Origin of the sequence: Rahnella victoriana (genome assembly GCF_021276285.1) — a bacterium.
In the GTDB taxonomy this organism is placed as follows: domain Bacteria; phylum Pseudomonadota; class Gammaproteobacteria; order Enterobacterales; family Enterobacteriaceae; genus Rahnella; species Rahnella victoriana.
This window is the reverse complement of sequence record NZ_CP089919.1, coordinates 3,966,055-3,992,532: the sequence shown is the minus strand read 5'-3', so window position 1 is coordinate 3,992,532 and position 26,478 is coordinate 3,966,055. Positions and strand designations below refer to the sequence as shown.

Here is a 26,478-nt window from a genome sequence, read left to right as displayed (position 1 = left end):
CAGCGGGTTGTGATAATAAAACCTGATGGCGGGCGGAAAGACCGTTTCAGGCTGAATTTAACACAACTTGTAACAGAACCGTTTCATTATGAAATGGTTAGCAAAAGACTAAGGGTTTTTCTGCAAGGGGTTTTAGTGCACCCTATGCCGCAGATTTTTATCCCATAGTTTTTTTATATATGGCCGGAGCTATCAATGCGCCGTTCATATTGCGTGTTTAAGGAAGATTCAGTGAAACGTAGTGTAATGAGTGTCTTATCTTGTGTGTTGATGTTCTCCGCAGGCAGTGCGAAAGCTATCGCGCCACTGGATTTCCCTGTTGTGCCGCCGAGCATTGATGCCGCTTCTTTCGTGCTGATGGATTATGCCAGCGGAGATGTGCTGGCCGCGGGCAGCCCGGACGAACGCCGTAATCCCGCCAGCCTGACCAAACTGATGACAGGTTATGTCATTGACCGCGCATTGGATCACAAAAAAATCACTATGGATGACGTGGTGACAGTGCCGCAGGAAGCCTGGGTTGCGGGCAATAAAAGTCTGGCCGGTTCTTCCCTGATGTTCCTCAAACCGGGTGACCGTGTTTCGGTGCGTGACCTGATCCGCGGCATCATCATTACTTCCGGTAATGACGCCTGTGTGGCGATGGCCGATTACGTGGCGGGCAGCCAGGATTCATTCGTCGGAATGATGAATCAGTACGTAGTGAGCATGGGCCTGACCAATACCCATTTCGAAACCGTACACGGTCTGGATGCGCCGGGACAATACACTACCTCTTATGATCTGGCGAAGCTATCACGCGCCATTATCGGCGGTGAACCTGAGGAATATCATATGTATGCCGAGAAATCGCTGACCTATGACAACATCACTCAGCAAAACCGTAACGGCCTGCTGTGGGATAAAAACCTGCAGGTAGATGGCCTGAAAACCGGTCACACCGAAAGCGCCGGTTTCAACATCATTGCGTCGGCAACGCAGGGCGATCGTCGTCTGATTGCGGTGGTGATGGGCGGTAAAAGCTCAAAAGGCCGTGAAGAACAGGCGCGTAAACTGCTGACCTGGGGATTCCGCGAATACACCAGCAAACAGATTTTCAAAGCGGGTCAGACCGTTTCGGATGAGCACGTGTGGTTTGGTGCCGCTCCGCAGGTGAAAGTCGGTTCCATGAGCGATGTGTTCATCAGTGTCCCGCAAGCCGATGCCGATAAGCTGAAAGCCCAGTACGTGCTGACTAATCCGCAAATCGATGCCCCGCTGAAGAAAGGTCAGGAGCTGGGTAATATTAACATCGTGGATAACGGCAAAGTGATCAAAACCGTGCCGCTGGTGGCGCTGGAAGATGTGGCGCAGGGCGGGATCATCAGCCGTGCCATTGATTATGTGAAACTGAAAATCTGATCCTGCGTCATTCTGAAAAAGATACCGAGCCTGCCCGCAAAGCAGGCTCTTTTTTTGTGCCTAATGCACCATCGCTGGACATTCTGCTCCCCGGAGGTGACGGCGTTTTTTGTCACAGCCCGCCACAGACGCCGATTTCATTCATTGAAAACCGAGTTAAATCAATGTGGCACAGTTGTTGCTCAATCCTTATTTCTTGCTAGCAATCTGACCATTTTCGCTGGCTTCGACAGGAAATAAGGGAGATGACGAATGACGACATTACCTATGCCCATGACAGTGGCGGCCGGAACCCGGTGGCGGCAGTTAATTTTGGGGCTGATTTGCATGGCAGCCATTTCCAGTCCGCAATACGTCTGGACGCTGCTGACTAAGCCGCTGGCGCTTAAACTGGGTGTACCGCTGGCAGAATTACAGGTCACTTTTTCGTTACTGATTATCCTGCAAACTTTCTTTTCTCCTTTTCAGGGCAGCCTGATTGAACGTTTCGGTCCGCGTAAACTGATCTCCATCGGCACGTTGTTATCCGGCTTCAGCTGGGTGCTGGCGTCACAAGTTAGCAGCATTACCGGTCTGTATCTGGTGTATGGCTGCATCGGCGGTTTGGGTACCGGCATCGTCTATGTCGGTGTCGTCGGGCTGATGGTGCGCTGGTTCCCGCATAAACGAGGCTTCGCGGCAGGTATGGTCGCGGCAGGCTACGGAATGGGGGCGATACTGACCACTTTCCCCGTATCGGTCTCTCTGACCAGCCGGGGACTGGAAAGTACGCTGACCCTGTTTGGCATCATCTTCGCTTTGATTGGTTTTTTGGCAAGTCAGGGATTACGGATGCCACCGTCTGCCAGTGACCGGCAGGATGTGCCGGTTGTGGTCACGGAAGGCAAACAATACCGCCCCAAACAAATGCTCCGACAACCGCTTTTCTGGCTGATGTTTTTCATGATGGCAATGATGTCTACGTCGGGGCTGATGGTCACGTCGCAAATGGCGGTGTTTGCCCATGACTTTGGTATCACTGACGCCGTGGTGTTTGGTATGGCGGCCTTGCCGCTGGCGCTGACCATTGACCGTTTTACCAACGGGCTGACGCGTCCGCTGTTCGGTTTTATCTCAGATAAATTTGGTCGCGAGCAGACAATGTTTATCGCCTTTGCACTTGAAGGTTGCGCGATGATTTTGTGGCTGATGTGCCGCGATAATGCAGTGTTATTTGTGCTGCTCTCGGGCGTGGTGTTTTTTGGCTGGGGCGAAATTTTCTCGCTGTTTCCGTCAACGCTGACCGACACGTTTGGCAGCCAGAATGCCACGGCTAACTATGGCTGGTTGTATATGTCTCAGGGTATCGGATCTATTTTTGGCGGCCCGCTGGCGGCGTTGATTTACCAGCATACCGGCGGCTGGAACATCGTGTTTACCTGCGCCATTACCTTAGATTTTGTCACCGCTATTCTGGCGCTGTGGGTACTGAAACCCTGGCGTGCCCGATTTATGCAGGCTTCGGCAACTGAGCCACAGTAAAAACACAGAAGGCGCCCATTCGGCGCCTTTGTTATCCCATGCGTACTCTAACTATCACAACGTCACATCAAACTTCCCGGCCTGATAGTCGAGGATCGCCTGATTGATTTCCTGCGTGGTGTTCATCACAAACGGGCCGTGAGAAACCACCGGTTCATCGATTTTATCGCCGTGACCGAACAGGAACGTCGCGTCATCCTTTGCCGTGATGGTCACGCGATCTTCGCTGTTATCCAGTTCAATCAGATGCCAGGCCTGTGCCCCGATGCCATCAATGATCAGACGGCCTTTCACGGTGTAGAGGAATACCTGTCGCGCAGCCGGTGCCGGTAAGGTGACTTCGCTGCCTGCGGACATCTGTACCGTCATCATGGTGACGCCGGTCAGTGATTCCACAGGCCCTGTGACGCCCGCCACGGTGCCGGAAATCAGGTTAATCACGCCGTGACCTTTGCTGAGCGGGATCTGCGGTATGTCATGCTCCTGCAACCCGACATAACCCGGTGCCGTCATTTTCAGGCGGGAAGGCAGATTCACCCACAATTGCAGGATTTCCAGTTCGCCACCGGTCTGTTTGAACGATTCCGGCGACAGCTCAGAATGGATCAGACCGGAACCGGCAGTCATCCACTGTACGCCGCCCGGCCCGATCACGCTCTCATGGCCGCCGGTATCGCTGTGCGCCAGTTCCCCCCGCAGGATAAAGGTCACGGTTTCAAAACCGCGGTGCGGGTGCGGGCCAAAAGGCAGGCCGAGATTATCCGGCGCGTAAACCTGCGGGCCGTGATGATTGAGAAACAGGAATGGATCCAGTTGTTCCAGCTGCGGTCCGGGCACTGGACGGCGGGTTTGCAAATCACGAATATCATCGCGATAGGCTTTGTATTGCTGAACAATTTTACGGGTCATGGTGATGCTCCGGGAAAACATTGGGCTTTTTACGAAGACTAGCGGGGTTTGCAGAGGTTGTCACAGAGGAATGTTAACAAGCTGTAAGTCAGGCAGAAGCAGCGGGGCGACCGGCTCACTGTCGCCCCGACCGGTCAGAACACTTTGGAAGAAAAATCCGTTTTCACTTCGCTTTCAATGTAGGTGTTTAACCCCCATCCGGCGCGGGCGAGTTCCTTCATTTTTTCGAGATGTTCCGGGCCAGGATGGCGGATGTCGTAGAGATAAACGTGATTGTTTTTGAAACGTACTTTGATCGAGTTGGCATCAATCTGGAAGCTGACAACCTGTGAATCACCGCTTTTATTGGCGTAATTTTCCATGCTGTATCCTGTTAGCTAAGCCTGATTTCGGGCGACGTCTTCTATTAACCACGTCTGGCATTTTCTAACAGGGTGGCAGTTCACAGTTTACGGAACGTGTTTTAAAACAAGAGCTCCGGCGATAAACCAGAGCTCCCGCATCCGCGGATTATTTCAACAGGAACGAATGGTCAAAGGTACCTTTGACATTCAGCGCGACGGGTAATAATCCCTGCGCATGATAGAAATCAGCCGTCTGTTGTTGCTGTGTTTCGGTCGCGGCATCGATCGCCTGCCAGTATGATTGACGACGTTCGAACCCCAGTTTCGCGGCATCCAGCGGGAAGCCGATAATTTTCGCCAGTTTCTCGCTGTAAGCATCCAGATTTTTATATGCCCAGATTTGTGAATCACTCAGGCGTTGCAGATAGTCCGCAATGGCCTGACGCTTTGCCGGATCTTTCAGCGCCGTATCTGTCGCGGCGAGGAAACTGTTACCCGACCACAATCCACGGCCATTCACCACAACCCGCAGATGATCCTGCGTTTCAGCAAACGCGGTATAAGGTTCCCAGGTTGCCCAGACATCCACGGAACCCTGCGTCAGCGCCAGTTTCGCATCGCTTGGCGGCAGGAAACGGAAGGTGACGTCTTTGGCGCTCAGCCCGGCGGAAGCCAGTGCTTTCAGGGCGACGAAATGTCCGATTGATCCCCGGTTGGTGGCGATACTTTTGCCTTTCAGATCCGCTGCGCTTTTTATCGGGCTGTCGGGTTTCACCAGCAGCGCCGTGCCGTAGGCATCTGACTTATCGACCGCGATGGCTTTTACCTGCGCACCGGCGGCTTCTGCAAATAACAAGGGCGCATCGCCAATAATACCGACATCCACGGCCTGCGCGTTCAGGGCTTCGGCTAAGGGTGCCGCCGCCGGGAATTCTGACCATTCAATTTTGTAGGGCAGGTTATCAAGTTTATTTGCCGCTTCCAGCTGTGCCCGCATGTTGCCTTTCTGATCGGCGACCCGCAGGGTAACTTGTTCCGCTTGTGTGGCGGACACCGCACCGGTCAGTGTGACCAGTAGCAGAAGATTTCTCACATTCAGTCGCATCGGGTTTCCTTAACTCAGTGCCGTTGCAGCAGTGTCTTTTTGGGCTTCCCGCGCGGCGATTTTCTGCTTCGTCAGAGGGATCAGGCTTTTACCGTATTCCACGGCGTCATTGAGCGGATCAAAGCCACGGATCAGGAAGGTGGTGATGCCCAGTTCGTAATATTTCAGCAGCGCATCCGAGACCTGTTCCGGCGTGCCGACCAGCGCGGTGGAGTTGGAACCGCCCCCAATCAGTCCGGCAATCCCAGTCCACAGGCAATCGTCCAGACGATCACCCTGCGCGACGGCATTCAGCAACCGCTGCGCACCGACACTTTGCGGTTTCGGTGCCAGCGCCTGACCTTTTTCCGCCTGCTGCGCCCGGGCTTTCTCCAGGATCTGATCTGCTTTCGCCCAGGCTTCTTCTTCGGTTTTCCCCAGGATCGGGCGGAAGGAAATACTGAAGCTGATGTCACGCTGATGTTGTGCCGCAGAGGCTTTCACGGCTGCGACGGTTTCAGCCGCACTGGCCAGCGGTTCACCCCACAGCGCAAACACGTCGGCCTGTTTACCGGCTACGCGAATGGCATCCTCAGATGACCCGCCAAAAAACACCGGAAGTTTTTTCTGATAAGGCTTAATGGCGGAGAAGGCGTTTTCAGCCTGATAAAACTCGCCCTGATGATCAAAGCCGGTTTCTGAATACCAGCTCTGTTTCAGCACATCGATGTATTCATCGGTACGCTGATAACGGCCAGATTTCGCCACATAATCCCCGTCACGGCGCTGTTCCGCATCGCTGCCACCGCTGATGATATGTACCGCCACGCGGCCATCGAGCAGATGATCGAGTGTTGCCAGTTTACGGGCGGCCAGTGTCGGCGCGACAAACCCCGGACGGTGCGCGAGCAGGAAATGAATACGGGAAGTGCTGGCACCGGCATGGGCGGTCACCAGAAAGGCATCGGGCTGGTCGGAGGCATACGCCACCAGAATACGGTCAAAACCGGCATCTTCATGGGCTTTGGCAAAATCAGAGATGTATTTTTTATCGAAAATCGGTCCGGACGGCGGGATGATTTCAGATGCCAGACGGTGGCCGATCATACCAATAAATTGCACGCTCATAGGCTGTCACTCCTCGGGGTGAGGCCAGCGGATGAAAGTCTGCGCTGGCAGGAGTTATCACCATAAACGGCAACTTACTATGTGAGAAATTCATTATTCTCATAAGCTAATATAAAATATGTGCATAAATGGGAGGGGTTGGGTTTGCTACCCAAACCGGCTTTTAAGTTCAAGTTCAAGTTCAAGTTCAAGGTCAAGACCGTGGGCGTCGGCCCACACCGACCAGAGACCCGGTAACGCGCGGGCCTCTGGACTCCGCGCTTTTTTAACTGCGCGCTATCGCTGGACACTATGTTTCAGATACCACAGTGACAGGCTGGAAATCTTGCCGCTGCGCGGTGCCTTCTCTCGGTCTTCGAGCCACAGGTCTCGAAGCCGCTCCGTTCAGCAAGATTTCTGAATCGCCTCAGGCTTTTTTTAAAAGACAAAATCAGTAAGGTTGCGCAGTAGAAACTTAAGGCCGGTTCCAAAATCACGCCGGACGAGAGGTGGAAAACCGCGTGTCTTTTTACGCGGGTTGTAACCCGATGGGAGGGCACCGCGCAGCGGCGGGATTTTGCGGCTGTCACAGTGCTTTCTGAAACATAGTCTTGAGCGGTAGCGCGCAGTGAAAGAGCCCGGGGGTCTTGGGGGCGGCGGCGACAGGCCGCCCCCAAGTCGGTGTGGGCCGACGCCCACGACCTTGACCTTGACCTTGACCTTAAAAAGGCCCGTTTGGGTGGCAACCCAAAAAAAACAACATTTACTGTTTCCGTAACTGTTCTGCATTCAACACAATATCGTGCCCTTTTTTCTCGGTGCGACCACTCAGGCTGACGATATCGGCGGGGGTTATTTCCTGACCGTTCCAGGCGGATTGCTTAATATGCACATCCATCGTGCCGGTCTGGTCACGGAAAATATAAGAATTCTCGCCGGTTTTTTTAATTAAATACCCTTCAACCGTCACCCAGTTGAGTGACTGAGTTTTCTTGATCCTGGCAACATTATTGGTGTGGGCATCCTGCATACCACGCTGACCGCTGTCCTGTTCGTGCTGCGGCGGCGGTGTGTCGTCATTTTTGAATCCGCCGCCGGTATCGGCCATGACCTGCGTGTTGATTGCACAGGCGGCCAGCAAAATAATAATCCATGATTTCATTTTTAATATCCTCTGCCTTATTTCCGGTAATAAAAAGCATGGCAGAAAATAACTGTTTTACTAGCAAACGGAGCGGTTCCAGATTATTCCCGAAGACTGTTTGCGCTGTGTATCGGTAAATCCAGACCCTGCGCAATCGCCGCCGCAAAGGCATCAATGGCCGGTATCTGGCTTGCCGGAACATTCGGGTAGATCAGCCACAACTGGCTGCGTGGCGCAAAATCTTTCAGGGCATAAATCGCCAGATCCGGGCGCAGGGCGTGATGTTCCACCAGTGCGCGGGGCATCAGCCCGAGGCCACGGCCTTCGGCGATCAGCGAAAGTTGCAGCGTGGTGCCGAACGCCTCGAGATTAATCAGCAACGGCAAACCCTGCTCGGTCAGCGCCCGTTGCAGGGCAGCGCGAAAACCACACCCTTGCGGATTCAGGATCCAGCCGCGCTGATAACACTCCTCCAGTCTCTGCGGTAAAGCCTGTGCCTCTTTCGGGCCGACCACCACCAGATCCACCGCGCCGAGCGGCTGGTTTTCCACGCCTTCCGGAAATTGCTTGCTGACCGGGAATAACACCACCGCAGCCTCCAGTTCCTGTTGCTGTACGCGCAGCAACAACTCTTCTCCCCAGCCGCTGGAAAGACGGGGCTGGATATCAGGAAACTGGGCAGACAACGTTTTCAGCGCGGGCAGCAGACTGCTTTCACTCAGGCTTTGTGGCACGGCAAGACGCAACAGGCCGGAGGGCGGGCTGTCAGCGGCCACCAGATCGCTGAGCGCATCGACCTCGCGCAGGATATGACGACATTGCTGATACACACGGTTACCCATCAGTGTCGGTTTCAGCGGTTTGGTCTGGCGGTTCAGCAGGGGAATGCCCAGGGATTCCTCAAAGTTTTGCACCCGGCGGGTGATGGCGGGCTGTGTCAGCCCCAGTTCTTCAGCGGCAAGGCGGGTGGATTGCAGGCGGATCACCGCCACAAAGGCGGTCAGGTCTTCAATTTTCATGGGCACTCAGTATCAGTAACGAATCAGGGCAGGATAAATCAATTATGCGCATGACGCTGGATCCCAATGCACATTTTTATGTGTGATTTGCATATTAGCTTATCCATAAAATGAATTTTGCTTGAGTTTCGCCGGTGCTAGCCTGAAGGGAATACAGACGGCAGTTAAGAAAAGAGGTGAGTGATGAGCAGGTTACAGCTAGCGCCGCTGCGGCAATTTCTGGCAGATTTCACCCGGCTGGTGCAGGCACCGCACGGACAAACGGAAACCCTGAGGCAGGGCAGCGAACTTCTGGCGACCCTGATCGCAGGCGACAGCTGGCTGCCGGATGAATTCGCGCAGCCGCACCCCGAGCATTATCAGCAATACCTGCTGTATGCCGATCCGCTGTCCCGCTTTTCTGTGGTGAGTTTTGTCTGGGGACCGGGGCAAAAAACACCGATCCACGATCACCGCGTCTGGGGGCTGATCGGTATGCTGCGCGGCGCGGAAATCAGCCAGAACTACAGCCGCCATCCGGACGGCAATCTGCAACCCGAAGGAAAGGCCATCACCCTGCAACCGGGAGATGTCGAAAAAATTGCGCCCGACCAGCTGGATATTCATCAGGTCAGCAATGCGTATCCGGATCGGGTGTCGGTCAGTATTCATGTCTATGGCGACAATATCGGTGCGGTATCCCGTGCGGTGTATCAGCCAGACGGGAGCGAAAAAACGTTCATTTCCGGTTATTCCAGTGCTTATCTTCCCAACCTCTGGGACCTGTCAAAAGAGAAAAATCATGACTGATTCATCGGCATTACCTTTGCGTCATTTTGCCCAGCTGCGTGATGCCTTGCGTGAAGGGCGGGAAGTGGCACTGATCGACCTCCGTGAAGAAGCGGCGTTTGCCACCGGCCATCCGTTATTCGCGGCTAATCTGGCACTCTCAAAGCTGGAACTGGAAATACTCGATCGCGTACCGAATCGCCGGACAGCCATCACGCTGTATGACAACGGTGAATTTTACGACCAGCAACGTGGTCAGCGGAAAACCACACGCGCCGCCGCTTTGCTGACATCGCTGGGCTATCAGGATATTGCCTTACTGGCGGGCGATCTGGCGGGATGGAAAGAAGCTGGCGGTGAGATCTTTATTGATGTGAATGCGCCCAGCAAGGCATTCGGTGAGTGGGTTGAGCATCATTATGACACGCCGTCACTGAGCGCGGAGCAGGTGCTGGCTTTGCAACAGCAGGGCGCTAACCTCGCGGTGCTGGATGTCCGTCGTTTTGATGAGTTTCAGGCGATGAGTATTCCCGGCGGTGTCAGTGTGCCGGGCGGCGAACTGGTACTGCGGCTGAAGGATGTGGTGCCAGACCCAAACGCCCAGATTATCGTCAATTGCGCCGGACGCACCCGCAGCATTATTGGCACTCAGTCGCTGATTAATGCCGGGGTAAAGCAGCCTGTCGCGGCCTTGCGTAATGGTACGATTGGCTGGACGCTGGCGGGACAAGCACTTTCGCATCTGCAACATAAACAGTTTCCTGCGCTGAGTGAGGATTCCCGCCGGATTGCCATGAAAGGTGCGCAGGCGCTGGGGATCCGCGCGGGTGTGCGCTCCGTGACGCTGTCACAAATCGCCGACTGGCAGCAGGATACGTCACGCACACTTTATCTTTTTGACGTGCGTACCGCGGAGGAATTTCGGGCAGGGCATTTATCCGGTGCGCGGCATGTTCCCGGTGGACAACTGGTTCAGGAAACCGATCACTACGCCACGGTTCGCGGTGCGCGGGTCGTACTGGCCGATAACGACGGGGTGCGCGCCCGTATGGCGGCATCCTGGCTGGCGCAAATGAACTGGGAAGTGTATATCGCAGAAACCGGCACGGAGGACTTTACACAAACCGGTGACTGGAAAGCGCAGGTTGCCCCTGCACCGGCGGTAGAATCCGTTAAACCTGAACAGTTACTCAGCTGGCTGAGCGACGGCAAAACCGGTGTTATTGATCTGACCACCAGCGCGAATTTCCGCAACCGTCGCATTCCGGGTGCTATCTGGACGACAAGAGGCAATATCCCGCAGGTGATTGCCTCACAGCCGGAAAAGGAAAGGTGGGTCGTCACCTGCACCAGCGGTTTACTGGCACGTTACGCTGTCACGGAAGTCGCTGCGCTGACCGGCAAAACGGTGTACCTGCTGGAGAAAGGCACGGTGGGCTGGATTGATAATGGTCTGCTGCTGGAACGCGGAGATTCGCCGTATCTGGATAATGCACAGGATCGCTATCGTCGCCCGTATGAAGGCACAGATGTCAGCCCGCAGGCGATGCAGGATTATCTGGACTGGGAATACGGACTGGTTGCACAACTGGAAAAAGACGGGACACACGGCTTCAGATTGCTGGAGGGATAATGTCTTCATACTGAGACCTCTGCGTAAGGCACGCAGAGGATCAGTTACTGCTTAACGGCGGCCACGCGGATGGGTACGTGCGGTCCAGTCATACGTTGCCGACGTACTTGGAACGGCTTTATTACGGCGCTTTTCAGCACGCGCTCTGGCAGCGACTTTTTCTTTTTCTTCCATCAGTTTGTCGATGTAGTCATCTTTGATCCGGTTATTTTCCGAATTCGTCAGCTCACGGCCCTGCGCCTTGCGGGCTTTATCCAGCAGTGTTTTCAACTCACGCTGTTCGCTTTCCGTCATATCTTGTTGGGTCAGTCTTTTCATGGTTACTGCGTCCTGAGAGGAAAGTGGCTACCAGTGTAGTCGAAATGGTTGCAGGAGTCGCTGCAACGGGCGACTTTAAAATCAAAATCTTGGGTTTGGCAGCCAAACGGGCTTGCCTTTCAAGGTCAAATTCAAGACCGTGGGCGTCGGCCCACACCGACCAGAGACCCGGTAACGCGCGGGCCTCTGGACTCCGCGCTTTTTTTAACTGCGCGCTGTCGCTGGATACTATGTTTCAGTTACCACAGTGACAGGCTGGAAATCTTGCCGCTGCGCGGTGCCTTCTCTCGGTCTTCGAGCCACAGGTCTCGAAGCCGCTCCGTTCAGCAAGATTTCTGAATCGCCTCTGGCTTTTTTTAAAGACAAAATCAGTAAGGTTGCGCAGTAGAAGCCGCAGGCCGGTTCCAAAATCACGCCGGAGGAGAGGTGGAAAACCGCGTGTCTTTTTACGCGGGTTGTAACCCGAACGGAGGGCACCGCGCAGCGGCGGGATTTTGCGGCTATCACATGGCTTTCTGAAACATAGTCTTGAGCGGTAGCGCGCAGTGAAAGAGCCCGGGGGTCTTGGGGGCGGCGGCGATAAGCCGCCCCCAAGTCGGTGTGGGCCGACGCCCACGGTGTTGACCTTGACCTTAAAAAAGGCCCGTCTGGGCGGCCACCCCCAAGATGCCCGTATGGATTTATTCTACCGTCGAATACTTCACGTAGTGATTCGAACAGTTAAAGTGCGCGACATAGCTCAGGGTGCCATCGGGACCTTTCGCACTGAACGGGATGTGATATGTCCCTTTGTCTTCTTTGGCGTCGTCGCTGATGAAATTCAGTACCGGCACGGAGGTGCCCATATTGTCTTTATCATTCCCCCAGTTCGGGATGCGGTTTTCCATGTAGTCACGGGTGACGGTATCAATGGCATTGTTTTTGCTGATTTCAGCACACGCGCCTTCTGTGGAACGCTGCATCCACCATGGATAGACATAGACCGATCCCAGCATCAGCACCATCAGCAGGAAAATGACCGAAACGATCCCGATTAAAACGACTTTACTCATAATGCTTGCTACTCCTGAAAATTATCAGTCAAATCATAATCTGCCTGAATAAATCAATATCCATCCCAGGCGCGAAAGCGCGTATGTTACGCCAGTTAGTCAGCAGAGGTTAAGTAATATCAGCCTTTCTGTTGCATTCGCTTACAGAAGCCAATACCGCCAGCAGAACGGCGGTGTTAGCCTTTTTGATACCGTTATTATTAACACAAGGAGTAAGGCATGAGTCAGCAACAACCGATCGTCGCGGTACTGGGTCTGGGCGCGATGGGGCATGCATTTGCCGCAAACCTGATTAAAAAGGGCTTCACCACCCGCGTATGGAACCGTACCGCCACGCGGGCAGATTCGCTGGTTGCCGCCGGGGCGACATTGGGGCAGACGCCGCGTGAAGCGGCTGAAGGCGCTGATGTGGTCATCACCATGTTAGCGGATGCCAAAACGTCTCTTGAGGTTTATCAGGGCGATAACGGTTTGCTCGCCGGTCTGAAACAGGGCGGTATTATTGCCCAGATGGGCACGCTGGGCGTGGAAGGGACGGGATCTCTGATTGCGCTGATCAAACAGCAACGTCCGGACGTGGTGTTCCTTGATGCGCCGGTGTCCGGTACCAAAGCACCGGCCGAACAGGCGCAGATTGTGGTACTGGCCAGCGGCGATCGCGACGCTGCACCGGCAATTGAGCCGGTGTTTGCGGCCATTTCCAAAGCCACCAAATGGCTGGGTGAGGCCGGGCGTGCATCGAAAATGAAGCTGGTGGTGAATGCCTGGCTGATCGCCATGATGGAAGGGATCGCGGAAAGCACGCAACTGGCCGAAGAACTGGGGTTCACGGCCGATGATCTGTGGAATGTGCTGGAAGGCGGTCCGCTGGCGGCCCCTTATATCAAAGGCAAAATGGAGATGTTCAAAAGCGGCGATTACACCCCGCAGATGCAGCTGACCTGGGCGCTGAAAGATATTAATCTCGCCCTCGATGCGGGCAAAAATCTTGAATTACCGGTGATGAAACGTATCAGTCAGACCTGGCAAAGCGCGGTCGACGGCGGGTATGGCGATCAGGATCTGGCGGTGGTTTATCGCTACCTTGGTAACAAATAGATCGTCCTGCCCACGGACGGGCAGTCTTTTAACAAAAATCATTCATAACCCCTGCGTATAAATCAGTCCATCTGGCTATTGGTTATCCGTTCCGCCGCTGTGTTAGCGTGGCGTCATGTAGATAACATCCTTGCGGAGCCTGTATGAGCCAGACATCAACCCTTATCCCGCTGATCGACTTCAGTCAGTTTTCCGCCTCGCCGGAACAGCGTGAAGAATTCCTTGAACAATTACGTTATGCCGCCCGTGAAATTGGTTTCTTCTATCTCAAAAATCATGGCGTTGACGCACAACTGCTGAAGGATGTTCAGCGGGTCGCGCGGGAATTTTTTGCCTTGCCGGAAGAGGATAAGTTGGCGGTGGCGATGATCAATTCCTCCCATTTTCGTGGCTATAACCGTGCCGCTTCCGAAATTACCCGGGGTCAGCCGGACTGGCGTGAACAGTTTGATCTCGGGGCTGAGCGTACGGCATTGCCGGTCACCGCGGACACACCAGCATGGGCGCGGTTGCAAGGCCCTAATCAGTGGCCGGAGGCGCTGCCGGAATTACGTCCGTTATTGCTGCACTGGCAACGGGAAATGACGGCGATGTCGCTGCGTCTTTTACGTGCCTTTGCGCTGGCGTTGAAATTACCCGAAGAGGCGTTTGATCCGCTGTATGGCGAAAAGCCCAACGAACACATCAAACTGATCCGCTATCCGGGACGCGCGCAAGGCAGTGGCAATCAGGGTGTCGGCGCGCATAAGGATTCCGGTTTCCTCAGTTTCTTGCTACAGGATGAACAGCGTGGCTTGCAGGTGGAAGTCGAGGAAGGTCAGTGGGTGGATGCGTTGCCGGTTCCCGGTACGCTGGTGGTGAATATCGGTGAGTTGCTCGAGCTGGCCACCAACGGTTATCTGCGGGCCACCGTGCACCGCGTGGTGTCGCCGCCAGAGGGCGGTGAACGCCTGTCGCTGGCCTTTTTCCTCGGGGCGCAATTGGATGCCGTGGTGCCGTTATTTCCGCTGCCCGACAGTCTGGCAAAAGAAGCGCGGGGCGGGGCCAGTGATCCGCTCAATCCGTTATTCCGCGACGTGGGTTTCAACTATCTGAAAGGGCGGCTGCGCTCACATCCTGATGTGGCGCAGCGTTATTACGCCGACATTGTCGGCGCTGAAATTACTGGCTGACCGCTGCCTGGGCGGTATCGACGCTGACCACCGTCGACATGCCCGGACGCAGTTGCTCACTTTGCGATTGCCCCGGTTCCAGTTCAATCCTCACCGCGATACGCTGCGAAATCTTGGTAAAGTTACCGGTCGCGTTATCCGCTTTCAGTACGCTAAATTCCGAACCTGCCGCTGGCGAGATCCGCACCACGTGGCCTTTAAACGGATGATCGTTCAGCGCATCGACGGTGAAAGAGGCCGGTGTGCCAACCGCCATACCCGCCAGCTGACGCTCTTTAAAATTCGCCGTTACCCAGACCATTTTGGGGGTGATGGACGTCAGTTGTGTTCCGGCACTGACATATTGCCCGAGACGCGCGCTGACTTCCCCGAGCTGTCCGTCTGACGGCGCAATGATCTTGGTATGTTGCAGATTGATTTGCGCCACCTGAACTTTGGCTTCTGCGGCCTTTAACGCCGCCGCCAGCGAAGCCTTATTGGTATCGACTAACGCCAGATCCTGACGGGCAATATTCACTGAGGCGCGGGCTTTGGCGACATTGGCCTGTGCGGTCAGCAACGCGGCGTGAAGTTCATCACCGGTGGTTTTGGAAACCAGCCCTTTCTCCAGCAGCGGCCCGTTACGTCCTGTATCCAGCGCGGCCTTACTTTGCGTGGCCTGAGCACTTTGCAGTTCGGCATCGGCCAGTTGCAGGCTGGCAGCGCGCGATGCACGATTCTGCTCCACATTTTGCAGTGAAACCTTCGCCTGTGCGGCGGCCGCTTCGGCCTGTAACAACTCCTGACGGTAGGTGCTGTCATCGATCACAAACAGCACATCGCCTTTTTTAACCGCCATGAAATCCTGCACGCTGACGTCAGTGACATAGCCGGAAACCTGCGGGCTGAGCAGGGTGACATTACCGCGCACATAGGCGTTATCCGTCGTTTCAACCTGCGAGTTGAAAGGGAATAATTGCCAGCTGTATAACACAATCATGACCCCGATAATCCCGAGGCAAAGCACCACAATAATGGATGGATAACGAAAGATATTTTTCATCAGTTTTTCCGCGTGACTCTTTTTTGTTCATCTGTAAAAGCGAGTGATTCAGGCGACAGCCTCAGTGGCTTCGCGTCTTTTCGTCTGGATCCGTCCGACAATAATGTGCGCGCAAAGCACGGCAAAACAGCCCAGCGACATGTAAAACACCACCAAAAAAACATCGTTGTAGGCCAGCAATCCGGCCTGCTGTGTCACTTTCTGACTCAGTTGTGCCAGACCTTCGGCGCTCAGTTGCGTGCCGTCGTTTAACACCGGTTTCAGAAAATGGCTGTATTGAGAAACGCGCTCGACCACTAACGGATTTTGCAGGCTGATATTTTCTACCAGCGCGCTGGAATGAAATTTCTCCCGCAGGATCTGAACAGTCCCGAGGAAGGCGCTGCCAACTTGTGCGCCGACGTTCTGGGTGGAGAGAAACACCAGAATAAAACTGATGATCTGACTCTGACCAAACTGCAATGCGCGGATAAACCCAAGCCACAGTGAGGTCGGCAGGAAAATCGCCCCGGCAAAGGCAATCATTCCCTGCGTCAGATAAAACTGTTCAGGGCGCGTATCCACGGTGGAATGGGCATCCATAAACGAGGCGACGGCGATCAGGGCTATGGAAAACAGATGGATATAAACAATCCGGTTGGCTTTGTGAATGATGCTGACCACCACCAGTCCGGCGAAAGTCGCGCCGAGGATCACACAAAACAACGTCACCAGTTGGTCATTGAGCAGCCCGACCAGATTCAGAAAGCCGACCATGCCGGTGGTCTGTTCGGAAAGCAGCATGCGCACAAACAACATTGAGCCGGTGAACAGCAGCATTTCCGGCGTCATCAGCCAGCGCAAATCAATGATCGGATTTTTACGCTTCAGCTCGACCATAAAAGAGAGCATCAGCGCGATGATTCCGACCACCAGCACTTCGCCAATCCAGTCTTTTTCCTGCCACCAGTAATAGCGGCCCATGGTCAGCACCACCGACATACAGGCCACGGCCGTGGCGATCAGCGGATAACTGATCCAGTCCGTCCGCTCGAAAACTTTCACCCGGGGCGGATGCGTCAGCGGCAAAATCCAGATAATCGTCAGACAGATCAGCGACAGACCGGATTCCAGCGTCGTCAGCTGATGCCAGTGCCCGAGATCTAACAGATGCGGCGAGATAATCCGCGACACCGGCAGGGCAATCTGACTCCCCGCCAGCCCGAAACACAATCCTGCCGTCAGCTTTTTGGCGGGCGGGAAAATCTCAAACATATAAAACAACGCCAGCGGACCGAGCGACGCCATGGCAAAACCCATCACTGCCCGCACGGCCAGTGCGGTCTGGAAATCATGCGTGAAAGTTTGCGCCATCGAGGCGACGGCAAAAAACAACAGGCCATACTCGCCGAAACGACGGAAACCAAACTGGGTGCGGATTTTGTATAACAGGATCGTACCGGTGACGCTGGTGGCGGTATAGGCGGCGACCAGCCAGTAACTTTCCACATTGGAAATCCCCAGCGAACCCTGAATGCCCGGCAGATTTGAGCTGACCAGATTGATCCCCAGCCCCTGCGTCATGCCGATAATCAGCGACGCCAGCGCATAAACCCCAATCCTCAAACGCGGAAATTGCCAGAGCCAGGTGCTGACCTGAACGGCAAAAGGGTGATGCTGCGACGGCGGCACCGGGGGCGGCGTATCGGCTTTCGGTACTTCGGGCGGTGCAGGCTGGCTTTTTTGTGGTGATGCATCCCGTGTTGATAATTCACCGGCATCCTGCCGGACATCTGAATCAGAACCCGTCGTCATCGTTATGCCTTGTAAGTCATTACCCAACTAGTTTGTAGCTTGCTACATAATGTAATAAGGCGTTTCAACGGTGTCTAGCCAATTATTCATATCAGTGATATTTACAAACGAAAATAACGAATAACAAATCAGTAACGGAAGTGATTAGTGCAGGCGATGGCGGGGGGGAATTCGGGAGAAAAACGCCACTACAATGCGGCGATATTGGCAGTGATACTGGCGAGAACGCCACGGGCGATATCCACATCTTTTTGCGGAATGCCTTCCATGACGCGGATCAGAATATCATCCGTCATGCTGCGAACCTGATTGGCCAGTTCGGTACCGGCTTCGGTCAGCCTGATATCTTTGGAGCGGCGGTCAGTTTCACCAGGGCAACGTTCCAGCAGACCCAGCTCAGCAAGGCTGTCGAACAGACGGATAGCGGTGGGGTGTTCCACTTCCAGCAACGATGTCAGTTCGCCCTGAGGCAGGCGACCCCTGGCGGCTTCGAGGTGTAATAACACCTGACCCCGTGCCAGCGTCAGACCAATGGTTTTGAATCGGGCATCACAATAGGTTCGCAGCTGACGACCGATATGGATGGTTTCAGGCAGGAAACGGACGGCAGGCGAGGTGGCTTCCGGGCGGCGGTGTAATGTGGTCAAAGGCGATCCTCAGCGACGGGGCGTAAGCAGGTTTTTTATGGCGTCAGAGTAGCACGATATGCAACATTTACCAGAAAAGGCAGACCGCTGTTAACATTTTGAGACAAGTGGAAGAGGCGTCGCAGCAGGGTTTTCAGAAACCCGTTAGGCTGTTTTTCTGACGTTTCCTTTATCCCTCTTATGGAGAAAATACGATGCAACCGGTCATCAACATGATTACGCTGGGCGTTAAAGACTTAGCGGTGGCGACTGAATTTTATCAGCACGGACTCGGCTTTCCCAAAGTCGTCATCGATTCCGACGGGGTCAGTTTCTTCGAACTGGCAGGGGCGTGGCTGTCTCTTTTTCCGTGGGAAGAACTGGCAAAAGACGCAGAAGTCAGCGCGGCAGGGCAAGGTTTTCGCGGTGTCGCACTGGCGCAGACGGTCGCCAGTGAAGCCAAAGTGGATGCGATCCTGGCTCAGGCCGTAAAAGCCGGAGGCAAACTCATCAAGCCGGGGCAGAAAGTGTTCTGGGGCGGATATTCGGGCTACTTCGCCGATCCGGACGGACATCTTTGGGAAATCGCCTACAACCCGTTTATGAAAATCGGCCCGCAGGAAGAGTGACAGTCATTGTATTAGTTACAACATACAGTGTATTTCTTTAAACAGGGTGACTTTCTGCGAGCCATAAAAAAACACCGCCATATGGCGGTGTCTGTCATTATTCTGGCAGGAAAAGAGGATTTTATAAACCGCGTTTTTCCATTAACAGAGCAAGATCCACCAGCCGGTTTGAGAAGCCCCATTCATTGTCATACCAGGCTAGAATCTTAACCAGTTTGCCGCCGATCACCAGCGTAGACAGCCCGTCGATGATAGAAGAGCGCGGGTCGCCACGGTAATCACTCGAGACCAGCGGCTCTTCGCTGTAGCCCAGAATGCCTTTAAGCGGACCAGATTCAGCAGCTTTACGGAACGCGGCATTGATTTCTTCCACCGTCGCTTCACGTTTCAGGTTCACGGTTAAATCGACGATGGATACGACAGGAACCGGCACACGCAGGGAATAACCGGTCATCCGTCCGTCAAGTTCGGGGATGACTTTCCCGATGGCTTTAGCTGCGCCGCTGGAATAAGGCACGATAGAAACAGCCGCCGCACGCGCACCGCGCAAATCTTTTTCAGGCTGATCGTGTAACGCCTGACTGTTGGTGTAAGCGTGTGTGGTGTTCATCAGACCGTGCTCGATGCCGAAGGTCTGATGCAGAACCTGCGCGGCAGGGGCAAGGCCATTGGTGGTACAACTGCCGTTGCTGACCACTTTGTGTTTTGCCGGGTCGTACTCGCCGTCATTAACGCCCATCACGATAGTGATGTCGTCATTTTTGGCCGGTGCGGAAATGATCACGCGTTTGGCTCCGCCTTTGGTGATATGCACTTCAGCTTTGGCTTTTTCAGTAAAGAAGCCGGTCGCTTCAATGACAATATCCACGCCGACACTGCTCCACGGAATAGCCGCCGGATCTCTTTCTGAAAAGACACGTACCGTTTTGCCATCGACCAGCAGCTGGCCTTCGCCCGCTTCAACATCTGCCTTTAAGGTGCCGGACAGGGAATCATATTTCAGAAGATGCGCGAGGGTCTTACTGTCGGTAAGATCGTTAATCGCCACCACCTGAAAGTCATCACGCCCCAGTGCAGCGCGCAACACATTCCGCCCAATCCTGCCGAAACCATTGATACCTACTTTGACCATGATGAACTCCTTAGTTATCTGACTTACGATTAATTTAGTCCGAAGGAGATATGGCGTAAATGACAATAAAAGATCAATTTACGCCAACATGCGTGAACAAAAACGTTCTCTGTATTCTTTGGGTGTCAGTTGTAAATTTCTTTCAAACACACGGCGCAAATTCAGCCCGCCACCAAAGCCGGTGGAAAGGGCGATCCGCCCGATGCTTTGCGTCGTCTGTTCCAGAAGTTGTCTTGCGGCGCTCAGTCGCGCTTCTTCCACGTATTTGGCGGGAGTGATGCCGGTTTCACGGGTGAAGACCCGCGTGAAGTTTCGCGGACTCATCGCCACGCGTTCTGCCAGGCTTTCGACCGATAAGTCACCGGTCAGATTCTGCATGAGCCATGTCTGAAGTTCGCGGATGGGGCCGTCACTGGCCTGATTCAAAAGATAGCGGCTGAATTGCGACTGTCCACCCGGACGCCGCAGAAACATCACCAGATCCTGTGCGACATCTCTGGCCAGGCTGAAACCGTGGTCATCTTCAACCAGAGCCAGGGTGAGGTCGAACCCCGAACTGACGCCGCCGGATGTCCAGACCGGTCCGTCCTGAACATATAACGGCCCGCGTTCGACCACGATCTGCGGGTATTCAGCCTGCAACGCGTCCAGCAATCGCCAGTGTGTGGTGGCATGGCGACCGTTCAGCAATCCCGTTTTCGCCAGCAATACGGCACCGCCACAAACAGACACCACGCGGCGGGCATAGGGTGCTGCCTGTTTCAGCCAGTCAACCACGCCGGAGCCTTCTTCATCCGTCAGGCCTTTGCCGGTGATCATAATGGTGTCACGGGGCAGCGTCGGGTCAAGGTCACAAAGCCGGTGGTCGGCCAGCAGATTCAGGCCGGAAACGCCGTGTACCACGCGGTGCGGTTGCGTCGTCGCCACCGTGACCTGATACGGCGAACCGGACGCATCGGGTGGCAACAGACGGTTGGCCTGCATGAGGATATCGGCAATGCCTGCCGCTTCGAATAACATGCCCCCGTCGGGGACGATAATCAGAAATGTGTTCATGGCATTAAAAATACATTCTGTATTAAATAAGTCAAACCGCTTGATGCTTTTATCCGCATCGTCAGCCAGCGGATGAACATAAAAGCAGGGCGCCCGGACAGGATTCCGCATTTTTGGCACAGGCCGATTGTCAAAAAGTACGCATTACTGCATGACCGGAAGTGACGATAACGGTATCTTATCAACGCGGAGAATTACTCATATCAACCCTGGAAGATTATGATTTCAACATTCAAAAAACCATTACAATTCAGCATGTTGGTCATGCTGATGATTCTGGCTGGCTGTTCCAGCAAACCTCATTATAAAAAATACGATACGCATGCCTTTGATGATGAAATTGAGGATGCCGCTGATGAATACAAAGTCGATCGTAAACTTGTTAAAGCGATTATTCAGGTCGAATCCGGTTTCAATCCGGAAGCCGTCAGTCCTTCAAATGCCATCGGCCTTATGCAACTGAAAGCCTCGACCAGTGGTTGTGACGCATACCGTTATAAAGGCAAACGGGGTTGTCCTGATGATGACGATTTACTGGATCCGGAAACCAACATTGATTTGGGCACCGCCTATATCAGCGCATTACAACGGCAGCAGCTAAACTGGATCAATGATCCGCTGACACGGCGTTACGCCACCGAAGTTGCATATGCCAATGGCGCCGGTGCGTTACTGCGTACTTTTTCCAGTAACCGGCAAACGGCCATTCAGATGATCAACCAGCTGACGCCGGAAGCCTTTAACTGGCATGTGCGTCAGTATCATCCTGCGGCGCAAGCACCCAGATACATGGCGAAAGTTGAGAAGGCGTACGCCGGTTTATAACCTTTAAGCGTGTAAAAATGGATGCGCTACGTGAATTCTGCAGTACTACGGTACTGATTGATTCTCAGAATCGACGTAGCGCGATCAGGTTGAAATGTCAGATTCAGTGCAAACGGAGGGTTTGAATGCCGGACAATATGTTCAGAGACATTCCTCAGGCAGCAGGCCACCGGGAAGAAGAAACCTTTGAAGATTTGCTGACCCGGCCAGGTCTGCGTATCGAGCGGATCGTATCGACCGGACAGGCCAGTCCGCCGGGGTTCTGGTATTGTCAGCCGCAAAATGAGTGGGTGCTGGTTCTGCAAGGTTCGGCAGGTTTGCAAATCGAAAACGAAACAGAAGTGCGGATCATGAAATCAGGCGACTTCGTGAATATCCCGTCGTTATGCAGACACCGTGTCGAATGGACAGATCCTGATGAAACCACCATATGGCTGGCCATTCATTATGACGAAGACAGAGACAAAGAGGCGGGTGAGGCGTGATACAGGAAGAATAAAGGTCTGGTGCGCAGCCGCTTATCATATTTAACATAATATACATTATGCGCACTTTGATTATCTACCTGATATCTTCTACATTAACCTTGTATCCGGCCGCACATATCCTTTCAGGAGGTTTTTTAGTGATCATCGCTCAGTTGTCTGACATCCATGCTCATGAACATCACGATAACCTCACCCGACTTGATCGCGCCCTGGCATGGCTGGATCTCATGTCGCCGGACGCCCTTGTACTGACCGGCGATTTGATTGACGACGGCTGGTTTGATGGTTATGAGATCATTGCAGGTAAACTTAACGAAAGAACCTTTCCATCTTTTATCCTGCCTGGTAATTCTGATGACCGCGCAGTGATGAAGTCCGTTTTGGATGGTCACTACTCTTCTTTAATGCCATCACTGAGGCTCAATGAGCCGTTTACAATCTCTATTCGGCTCGTATAATGAGCCAAATAGACTTTCTATTCGGCTCACAGGTTTCCCGTTATGGATAATCAACAATGGATCTGGCAAAAATCTGACTGGCCACAGTTGAACTGGGATGACGATGTTATCCAGCCCATGTTGCGGCAGACTCGCCTGAAAATGGGCAAACTGGTGGGTAAAGTCGAATCCCGCTCCGGGCATGAAGCCACTGAGTATTCGCTCGAAGCCATGCTGAGCAACATTCTTTCTTCTTCTGAAATCGAAAATGAACGGCCCGATGCCCGTTCTGTTCGTTCGTCTTTGGCAAAACGGTTGGGACTTGCGGAACACCCGGCGGGCACAATGACGGAACGTTCGGAAGGTCTGGCAAAAATGATGATGGATGTATTTGATCCCCATAATCCTTTGCTTTCAGAAACCCGTTTGCTCCAGTGGCATTGCTGGTTGTTCCCCGTGCCAGCCCCGTTGTATTTAAGGCGGGGGCAATGGCGTGGCGAGGAGACAATGCGCGTCGTTTCCGGGCGGATTGGGCATGAGAAAGTGCATTACCAGGCGCCTCCCCGTAAACAATTAACCGAAGAACTTCAGCATTTTATCGGATGGTATAACCAGTCATTCGACCGACCGGCTCTGGATCCGCTGCTTCGGGCTGCTATAGCCCATTTCTGGTTCATTACGCTTCACCCGTTTGAAGATGGTAACGGACGGATCACCCGGGCACTGACGGACATGGCGCTGTTTCAGGCCGATCATGACAGCGTCCGTTTATATGCCATGTCGGAGGCCATACTGCGTCACCGCAGCGGATATTATGATGTGCTTGAAGCCACCCAGCGCGGAGGCATGGATCTAACCCGCTGGCTCAGCTGGTTTTTGCAAATGCTTGAAACCACGATGGATACAGCAATCCAGCGCATTGATCAGATCCTGGAGAAATCTCGGTTCTGGCAGATTTACCACGCGAATCATTTCTCTGATGAACAGAGAAAAGTCCTCAACCGCTTACTCGATGGCGGAGAGAAAGGTTTTTCAGCAGGCATAAATGCCAGCCAGTATCAGAAAGTTGCCAAAGTCAGTAAGGCCACGGCAACACGGCATCTGGCCGATCTCGTTTCTCTTGGTTGTCTGATAAAATCAGCCACCGGCGGGCGCAGCACCCGCTATACCATCAACCGGAACTTCTCGTGTATCAACGCAGGAAAACTCATGAAAAACATCACTTTTTACGGCCGTTTTGAAACGGACATCCTTGCCGGACGCAAAACGATCACACTGCGTGAAGCCAGCGACGCAGATTTTAACGCAGGCGATCAGGTACGTGTCAGCCGTTATGAAGACGGGGTGTTTTTCTGCAACATTGAGGTTATTGCAGTCACACCGGTTCATTTTGATGCGCTGAATGAGCAACATGCCGCGCAGGAGAACATGACTCTCGCGGAGCTGAAACAGGTGATCAGCGAGATTTATCCGGGGCTGAAAGAATTGTTTATGATTGAATTTCGTCTGCTGTGAGAATGCAGCGCGCGGCGGACTCCCTTCCCCGCGCGCCCTTTTCTTCAGCCTTTCCAGCGTGAATTTCGGATCACTGAGCAGAAATTCCCTCTGACAAATCCGGGATCTTTATCGGCTATAACGTCAGCTTTCACGTTGCCGAATGTCGTGTTCGGTTTGTTTTTGATGCCGTCATAAAATGCCTGAATAATGTCTTCCTTGAAGGCCGGTGTCCGTGGATGGGCGTCCACCACGGCGTGACGGACATCATCGTTGTAACCCTGATAATTAATCCCCAGCACATCCATTTCCACACCGGCCGTCACCAGCGCAATGACCGGATCCATAAATTCCGGGATCCCGGGCGTGGTATGCAGCGCAATTGCCGTCCAGACCTTGTCGATATCCTGCGGGCTGACGCCATGCTGTTGCATAAACTCACGGGCCGCGTTCGCCCCGTCAACTTCAAAGCGTTTGTCACAACTGCAATGTTCATGAGTCAGCCCCATGTCATGAAACATGCAGCCAATATAAAGCAGTTCAAGATCGACCTTTAACTGACGTTGCTGCCCGGCCAGGGCTGCCCAGTAATACACACGGCTGGAATGATGAAACAGTAAATCAGTTTCTGTGTCGCGGACCCGTTCAGTCGCCTCGCGGGCCATCTTACTGTCGGGAATACGAATACCATTGATGTTCAGCGTCATAATATTTCTCCTGTTGGCTTGAATGAAATCAGGATAAGCGGCAGGATGAATGTCATCAATCGTCGCATTATGACGATATGAGACATAACCGTAATCTGCGACAGGAAACCCTTCAATGGCAAAACACATCATCATTCTGGCGGTACCGGGCGTGCAGTTGCTCGATGTCTCGGGGCCGCTGGACGTTTTCGCCGAAGCCAATCAGCAGCGCGGCCGTGAGGTGTATAAACTGAGCGTGATGGCCGTCAGTGAAGATCGGGTTGTGCCAACCTCGTCCGGTGCAAAACTTCTGGCGGATATCTCCCTGTCCTCCGCCCTTTCGTCGCCTGCCGATACCTTTCTGGTTGCCGGTGCGCCGGTACTGGCTCCCTTCATCACCGATGAAATGCTGAAAGAAGATATTCGTCGGCTTAGTCTGCAATCTCGCCGTTTTGGCTCCGTGTGTACGGGCGCGCTGTTACTTGCCGCTGCGGGATTACTCGACGATTGTCACGTCACCACGCACTGGTCGGTCGCCGGTCAGCTCAGGACGCAATACCCGCGGGTGAATGTTGAGGAAGATGCCATTTTTATTGCTGACGGCAGGCTACGCACCGCAGCGGGGGTGACGTCCGGGCTGGATTTAGCCCTGCATATGGTGGAAGAAGATCTCGGTCGGGAAACTGCGCTGGATGTCGCCGCACAGCTGGTGATGTTCTTTAAACGTCCGGGCGGACAGTTACAGTTCAGCCGTCATGGTCAGGCATCGCTAAGCGGGCGTTCCGCCCTGCAGGATGTACAACGCTGGGTGATGAACTCACTGGATCAGCCGCATAATGTGAAAAGTCTGTCCCGGCATATGGGCATCAGCGCCCGGCATCTGACACGGTTGTTCAATCAGGAACTGAAGCAGTCCCCGGCGGAATGGCTGGAACAGCAGCGGGTATTTCATGCCAGAACGCTGCTGGAATCCGGGGAACTGGCCATCAAACAAATTGCGGCACAGTGCGGGTTTTCAGGTGTTGATGTGCTGCGACGGGCATTTGTGCGGCAGCTTTCTGTGACACCGTCACAATATAAAAAGCATCACACCCGCTGAATAAACACGGTGTTTTTGCTATAAAACGGCCACCTGTGCCCGACGAAAACACGCCGGATGATGGGTATTAATCAGGCCGGTAGCCTCCATCCAGGCATAGACAATGGTCGGGCCGACAAATTTAAATCCTCTCTTTTTGAGATCTTTCGAAATGCGTTCTGACAATGCATCTTTCGTGGGCACCGGCCCGCTATGCTGAATCGCTTTTCCGCCGATTTGCGCCCAGATCCACTCACCAAAATCTTCCCCTGCCTGCTGCATAGCGAGATATGCGCGGGCGTTGTTAATCACCGCCGTGATTTTGCTGCGCGAGCGGATAATATCGGCGTTATTTACCAGCCTTTCGATGTCCTCTTCCGTGAAGCCGGCGATTATTGCAGGCTCGAACTGGCAAAAAGCCAGCCGCAATGCGTCTCGTTTTTTCAGCACAATGCGCCAGGATAACCCGGCCTGAAAACCATCCAGCATCAGTTTTTCCCACAATGCGCGGCTGTCACGAACCGGCTTGCCCCATTCATTGTCATGGTAGGCGATCATCATGGGGTCAGTCGTGCCCCAGGGGCAGCGTATAAGGTCGGTCATAGCGCACTCACGATGGAA

The 26,478-nt window shown here is 53.8% G+C and carries 27 protein-coding genes and 1 pseudogene; 13 read left to right on the top strand and 15 right to left on the bottom strand.

Going from position 1 to position 26,478, the window contains the following annotated elements; genetic code table 11:
• Window positions 1-231: 231 nt before the first annotated feature.
• Together J9880_RS18445 and oxlT are read left to right on the top strand one after the other, a co-directional pair.
• Complete coding sequence (locus J9880_RS18445; RefSeq protein ID WP_131692784.1) at window positions 232-1,401, top strand: serine hydrolase; 1,170 nt, start codon at window positions 232-234, stop codon at window positions 1,399-1,401.
• A gap of 252 nt (window positions 1,402-1,653) precedes the next feature.
• Window positions 1,654-2,922 carry an oxalate/formate MFS antiporter gene (gene oxlT, locus J9880_RS18440; protein WP_133823793.1) on the top strand — a complete coding sequence of 423 codons (1,269 nt, stop codon included), beginning with the start codon at window positions 1,654-1,656 and terminating at the stop codon, window positions 2,920-2,922.
• A gap of 54 nt (window positions 2,923-2,976) precedes the next feature.
• Here the strand turns inward: oxlT and J9880_RS18435 are convergent, their stop codons facing one another.
• From J9880_RS18435 to J9880_RS18410, 6 genes are all read right to left on the bottom strand, one after another.
• The gene (locus tag J9880_RS18435) at window positions 2,977-3,831 is read right to left on the bottom strand and encodes a pirin family protein (protein WP_232769739.1); all 855 of its coding nucleotides are present in this window, start codon (window positions 3,829-3,831) and stop codon (window positions 2,977-2,979) included.
• 134 nt (window positions 3,832-3,965) lie between these two features.
• On the bottom strand, window positions 3,966-4,193 hold the full coding sequence (locus J9880_RS18430; protein WP_015697366.1) for a hypothetical protein: 228 nt from the start codon (window positions 4,191-4,193) through the stop codon (window positions 3,966-3,968).
• Between the two features lie 148 nt (window positions 4,194-4,341).
• Window positions 4,342-5,280: an ABC transporter substrate-binding protein gene (locus tag J9880_RS18425; protein ID WP_095922027.1), complete on the bottom strand. Its 939-nt coding sequence runs from the start codon at window positions 5,278-5,280 to the stop codon at window positions 4,342-4,344.
• Window positions 5,281-5,289: 9 nt separating this feature from the next.
• The gene (locus J9880_RS18420; protein ID WP_232769738.1) at window positions 5,290-6,387 is read right to left on the bottom strand and encodes an LLM class flavin-dependent oxidoreductase; all 1,098 of its coding nucleotides are present in this window, start codon (window positions 6,385-6,387) and stop codon (window positions 5,290-5,292) included.
• 742 nt (window positions 6,388-7,129) lie between these two features.
• On the bottom strand, window positions 7,130-7,528 hold the full coding sequence (locus J9880_RS18415) for a YgiW/YdeI family stress tolerance OB fold protein (RefSeq protein ID WP_095922029.1): 399 nt from the start codon (window positions 7,526-7,528) through the stop codon (window positions 7,130-7,132).
• An 83-nt stretch (window positions 7,529-7,611) separates the two neighbouring features.
• The gene (locus J9880_RS18410) at window positions 7,612-8,529 is read right to left on the bottom strand and encodes a LysR family transcriptional regulator (protein WP_131692790.1); all 918 of its coding nucleotides are present in this window, start codon (window positions 8,527-8,529) and stop codon (window positions 7,612-7,614) included.
• A gap of 183 nt (window positions 8,530-8,712) precedes the next feature.
• Here J9880_RS18410 and J9880_RS18405 point away from each other — a divergent pair, with 183 nt between their 5' ends.
• A complete protein-coding gene (locus tag J9880_RS18405; protein ID WP_095922031.1) occupies window positions 8,713-9,318 on the top strand; it encodes a cysteine dioxygenase family protein in 606 nt (201 codons plus the stop codon).
• Entirely contained in the window at window positions 9,311-10,930 is a 1,620-nt protein-coding gene (locus J9880_RS18400; RefSeq protein WP_131692792.1) for a rhodanese-like domain-containing protein, read from the top strand. Before J9880_RS18405 ends, J9880_RS18400 begins: the two co-directional genes overlap by 8 nt.
• A 51-nt stretch (window positions 10,931-10,981) precedes the next feature.
• Here the strand turns inward: J9880_RS18400 and J9880_RS18395 are convergent, their stop codons facing one another.
• Window positions 10,982-11,248: a DUF3811 domain-containing protein gene (locus J9880_RS18395; protein ID WP_095922033.1), complete on the bottom strand. Its 267-nt coding sequence runs from the start codon at window positions 11,246-11,248 to the stop codon at window positions 10,982-10,984.
• Window positions 11,249-11,928: 680 nt separating this feature from the next.
• Entirely contained in the window at window positions 11,929-12,300 is a 372-nt protein-coding gene (locus J9880_RS18390; protein WP_131692793.1) for a protein YebF, read from the bottom strand.
• A gap of 219 nt (window positions 12,301-12,519) precedes the next feature.
• Between J9880_RS18390 and J9880_RS18385 the strand changes: the two genes are divergently transcribed.
• Entirely contained in the window at window positions 12,520-13,398 is an 879-nt protein-coding gene (locus tag J9880_RS18385) for an NAD(P)-dependent oxidoreductase (RefSeq protein WP_119826047.1), read from the top strand.
• Between the two features lie 143 nt (window positions 13,399-13,541).
• Window positions 13,542-14,570 (top strand): isopenicillin N synthase family dioxygenase, encoded by a 1,029-nt coding sequence (locus J9880_RS18380; protein WP_232769737.1) that lies wholly within the window; start codon window positions 13,542-13,544, stop codon window positions 14,568-14,570.
• Here the strand turns inward: J9880_RS18380 and J9880_RS18375 are convergent.
• From J9880_RS18375 to J9880_RS18365, 3 genes are all read right to left on the bottom strand, one after another.
• Window positions 14,560-15,612 carry an HlyD family secretion protein gene (locus J9880_RS18375; protein ID WP_232769736.1) on the bottom strand — a complete coding sequence of 351 codons (1,053 nt, stop codon included), beginning with the start codon at window positions 15,610-15,612 and terminating at the stop codon, window positions 14,560-14,562. The genes J9880_RS18380 and J9880_RS18375 overlap by 11 nt on opposite strands.
• A gap of 48 nt (window positions 15,613-15,660) precedes the next feature.
• Window positions 15,661-17,406: an MFS transporter gene (locus J9880_RS18370; protein ID WP_119826050.1), complete on the bottom strand. Its 1,746-nt coding sequence runs from the start codon at window positions 17,404-17,406 to the stop codon at window positions 15,661-15,663.
• A gap of 188 nt (window positions 17,407-17,594) precedes the next feature.
• Entirely contained in the window at window positions 17,595-18,053 is a 459-nt protein-coding gene (locus J9880_RS18365; protein WP_095922039.1) for a MarR family winged helix-turn-helix transcriptional regulator, read from the bottom strand.
• A gap of 194 nt (window positions 18,054-18,247) precedes the next feature.
• Here J9880_RS18365 and J9880_RS18360 point away from each other — a divergent pair, with 194 nt between their 5' ends.
• Entirely contained in the window at window positions 18,248-18,661 is a 414-nt protein-coding gene (locus J9880_RS18360) for a VOC family protein (RefSeq protein WP_095922040.1), read from the top strand.
• A gap of 121 nt (window positions 18,662-18,782) precedes the next feature.
• On the opposite strand, the gene gap is transcribed toward J9880_RS18360, so the two are convergent.
• Window positions 18,783-19,793 (bottom strand): type I glyceraldehyde-3-phosphate dehydrogenase, encoded by a 1,011-nt coding sequence (gene gap / locus J9880_RS18355; protein ID WP_131692796.1) that lies wholly within the window; start codon window positions 19,791-19,793, stop codon window positions 18,783-18,785.
• Window positions 19,794-19,871: 78 nt separating this feature from the next.
• A complete protein-coding gene (locus tag J9880_RS18350; protein ID WP_119827402.1) occupies window positions 19,872-20,849 on the bottom strand; it encodes a GlxA family transcriptional regulator in 978 nt (325 codons plus the stop codon).
• 219 nt (window positions 20,850-21,068) lie between these two features.
• Between J9880_RS18350 and J9880_RS18345 the strand changes: the two genes are divergently transcribed.
• From J9880_RS18345 to yqfB, 5 genes and pseudogenes are all read left to right on the top strand, one after another.
• Window positions 21,069-21,674 (top strand): transglycosylase SLT domain-containing protein, encoded by a 606-nt coding sequence (locus J9880_RS18345; RefSeq protein WP_232769735.1) that lies wholly within the window; start codon window positions 21,069-21,071, stop codon window positions 21,672-21,674.
• Between the two features lie 125 nt (window positions 21,675-21,799).
• The gene (locus tag J9880_RS18340; RefSeq protein WP_232769734.1) at window positions 21,800-22,159 is read left to right on the top strand and encodes a cupin domain-containing protein; all 360 of its coding nucleotides are present in this window, start codon (window positions 21,800-21,802) and stop codon (window positions 22,157-22,159) included.
• Window positions 22,160-22,299: 140 nt separating this feature from the next.
• The gene (locus tag J9880_RS18335) at window positions 22,300-22,620 is read left to right on the top strand and encodes a metallophosphoesterase (RefSeq protein WP_232769733.1); all 321 of its coding nucleotides are present in this window, start codon (window positions 22,300-22,302) and stop codon (window positions 22,618-22,620) included.
• 42 nt (window positions 22,621-22,662) lie between these two features.
• Window positions 22,663-23,766, top strand: a pseudogene (locus J9880_RS18330) (Fic family protein); the annotation flags it as partial.
• 42 nt (window positions 23,767-23,808) lie between these two features.
• Window positions 23,809-24,114, top strand: a complete 306-nt coding sequence (gene yqfB / locus J9880_RS18325) for a N(4)-acetylcytidine aminohydrolase (protein ID WP_165497937.1) — start codon at window positions 23,809-23,811, stop codon at window positions 24,112-24,114.
• A 44-nt stretch (window positions 24,115-24,158) separates the two neighbouring features.
• On the opposite strand, the gene J9880_RS18320 is transcribed toward yqfB, so the two are convergent.
• Window positions 24,159-24,800 (bottom strand): HD domain-containing protein, encoded by a 642-nt coding sequence (locus tag J9880_RS18320; RefSeq protein ID WP_232769732.1) that lies wholly within the window; start codon window positions 24,798-24,800, stop codon window positions 24,159-24,161.
• 115 nt (window positions 24,801-24,915) lie between these two features.
• Here J9880_RS18320 and J9880_RS18315 point away from each other — a divergent pair, with 115 nt between their 5' ends.
• Window positions 24,916-25,878, top strand: a complete 963-nt coding sequence (locus J9880_RS18315) for a GlxA family transcriptional regulator (protein ID WP_119826064.1) — start codon at window positions 24,916-24,918, stop codon at window positions 25,876-25,878.
• A gap of 18 nt (window positions 25,879-25,896) precedes the next feature.
• Here J9880_RS18315 and J9880_RS18310 read toward each other — a convergent pair whose 3' ends face one another.
• Window positions 25,897-26,460, bottom strand: coding sequence for a DNA-3-methyladenine glycosylase I (locus tag J9880_RS18310; protein WP_232769731.1), 564 nt, complete (start codon window positions 26,458-26,460; stop codon window positions 25,897-25,899).
• Window positions 26,461-26,478: the final 18 nt, after the last annotated feature.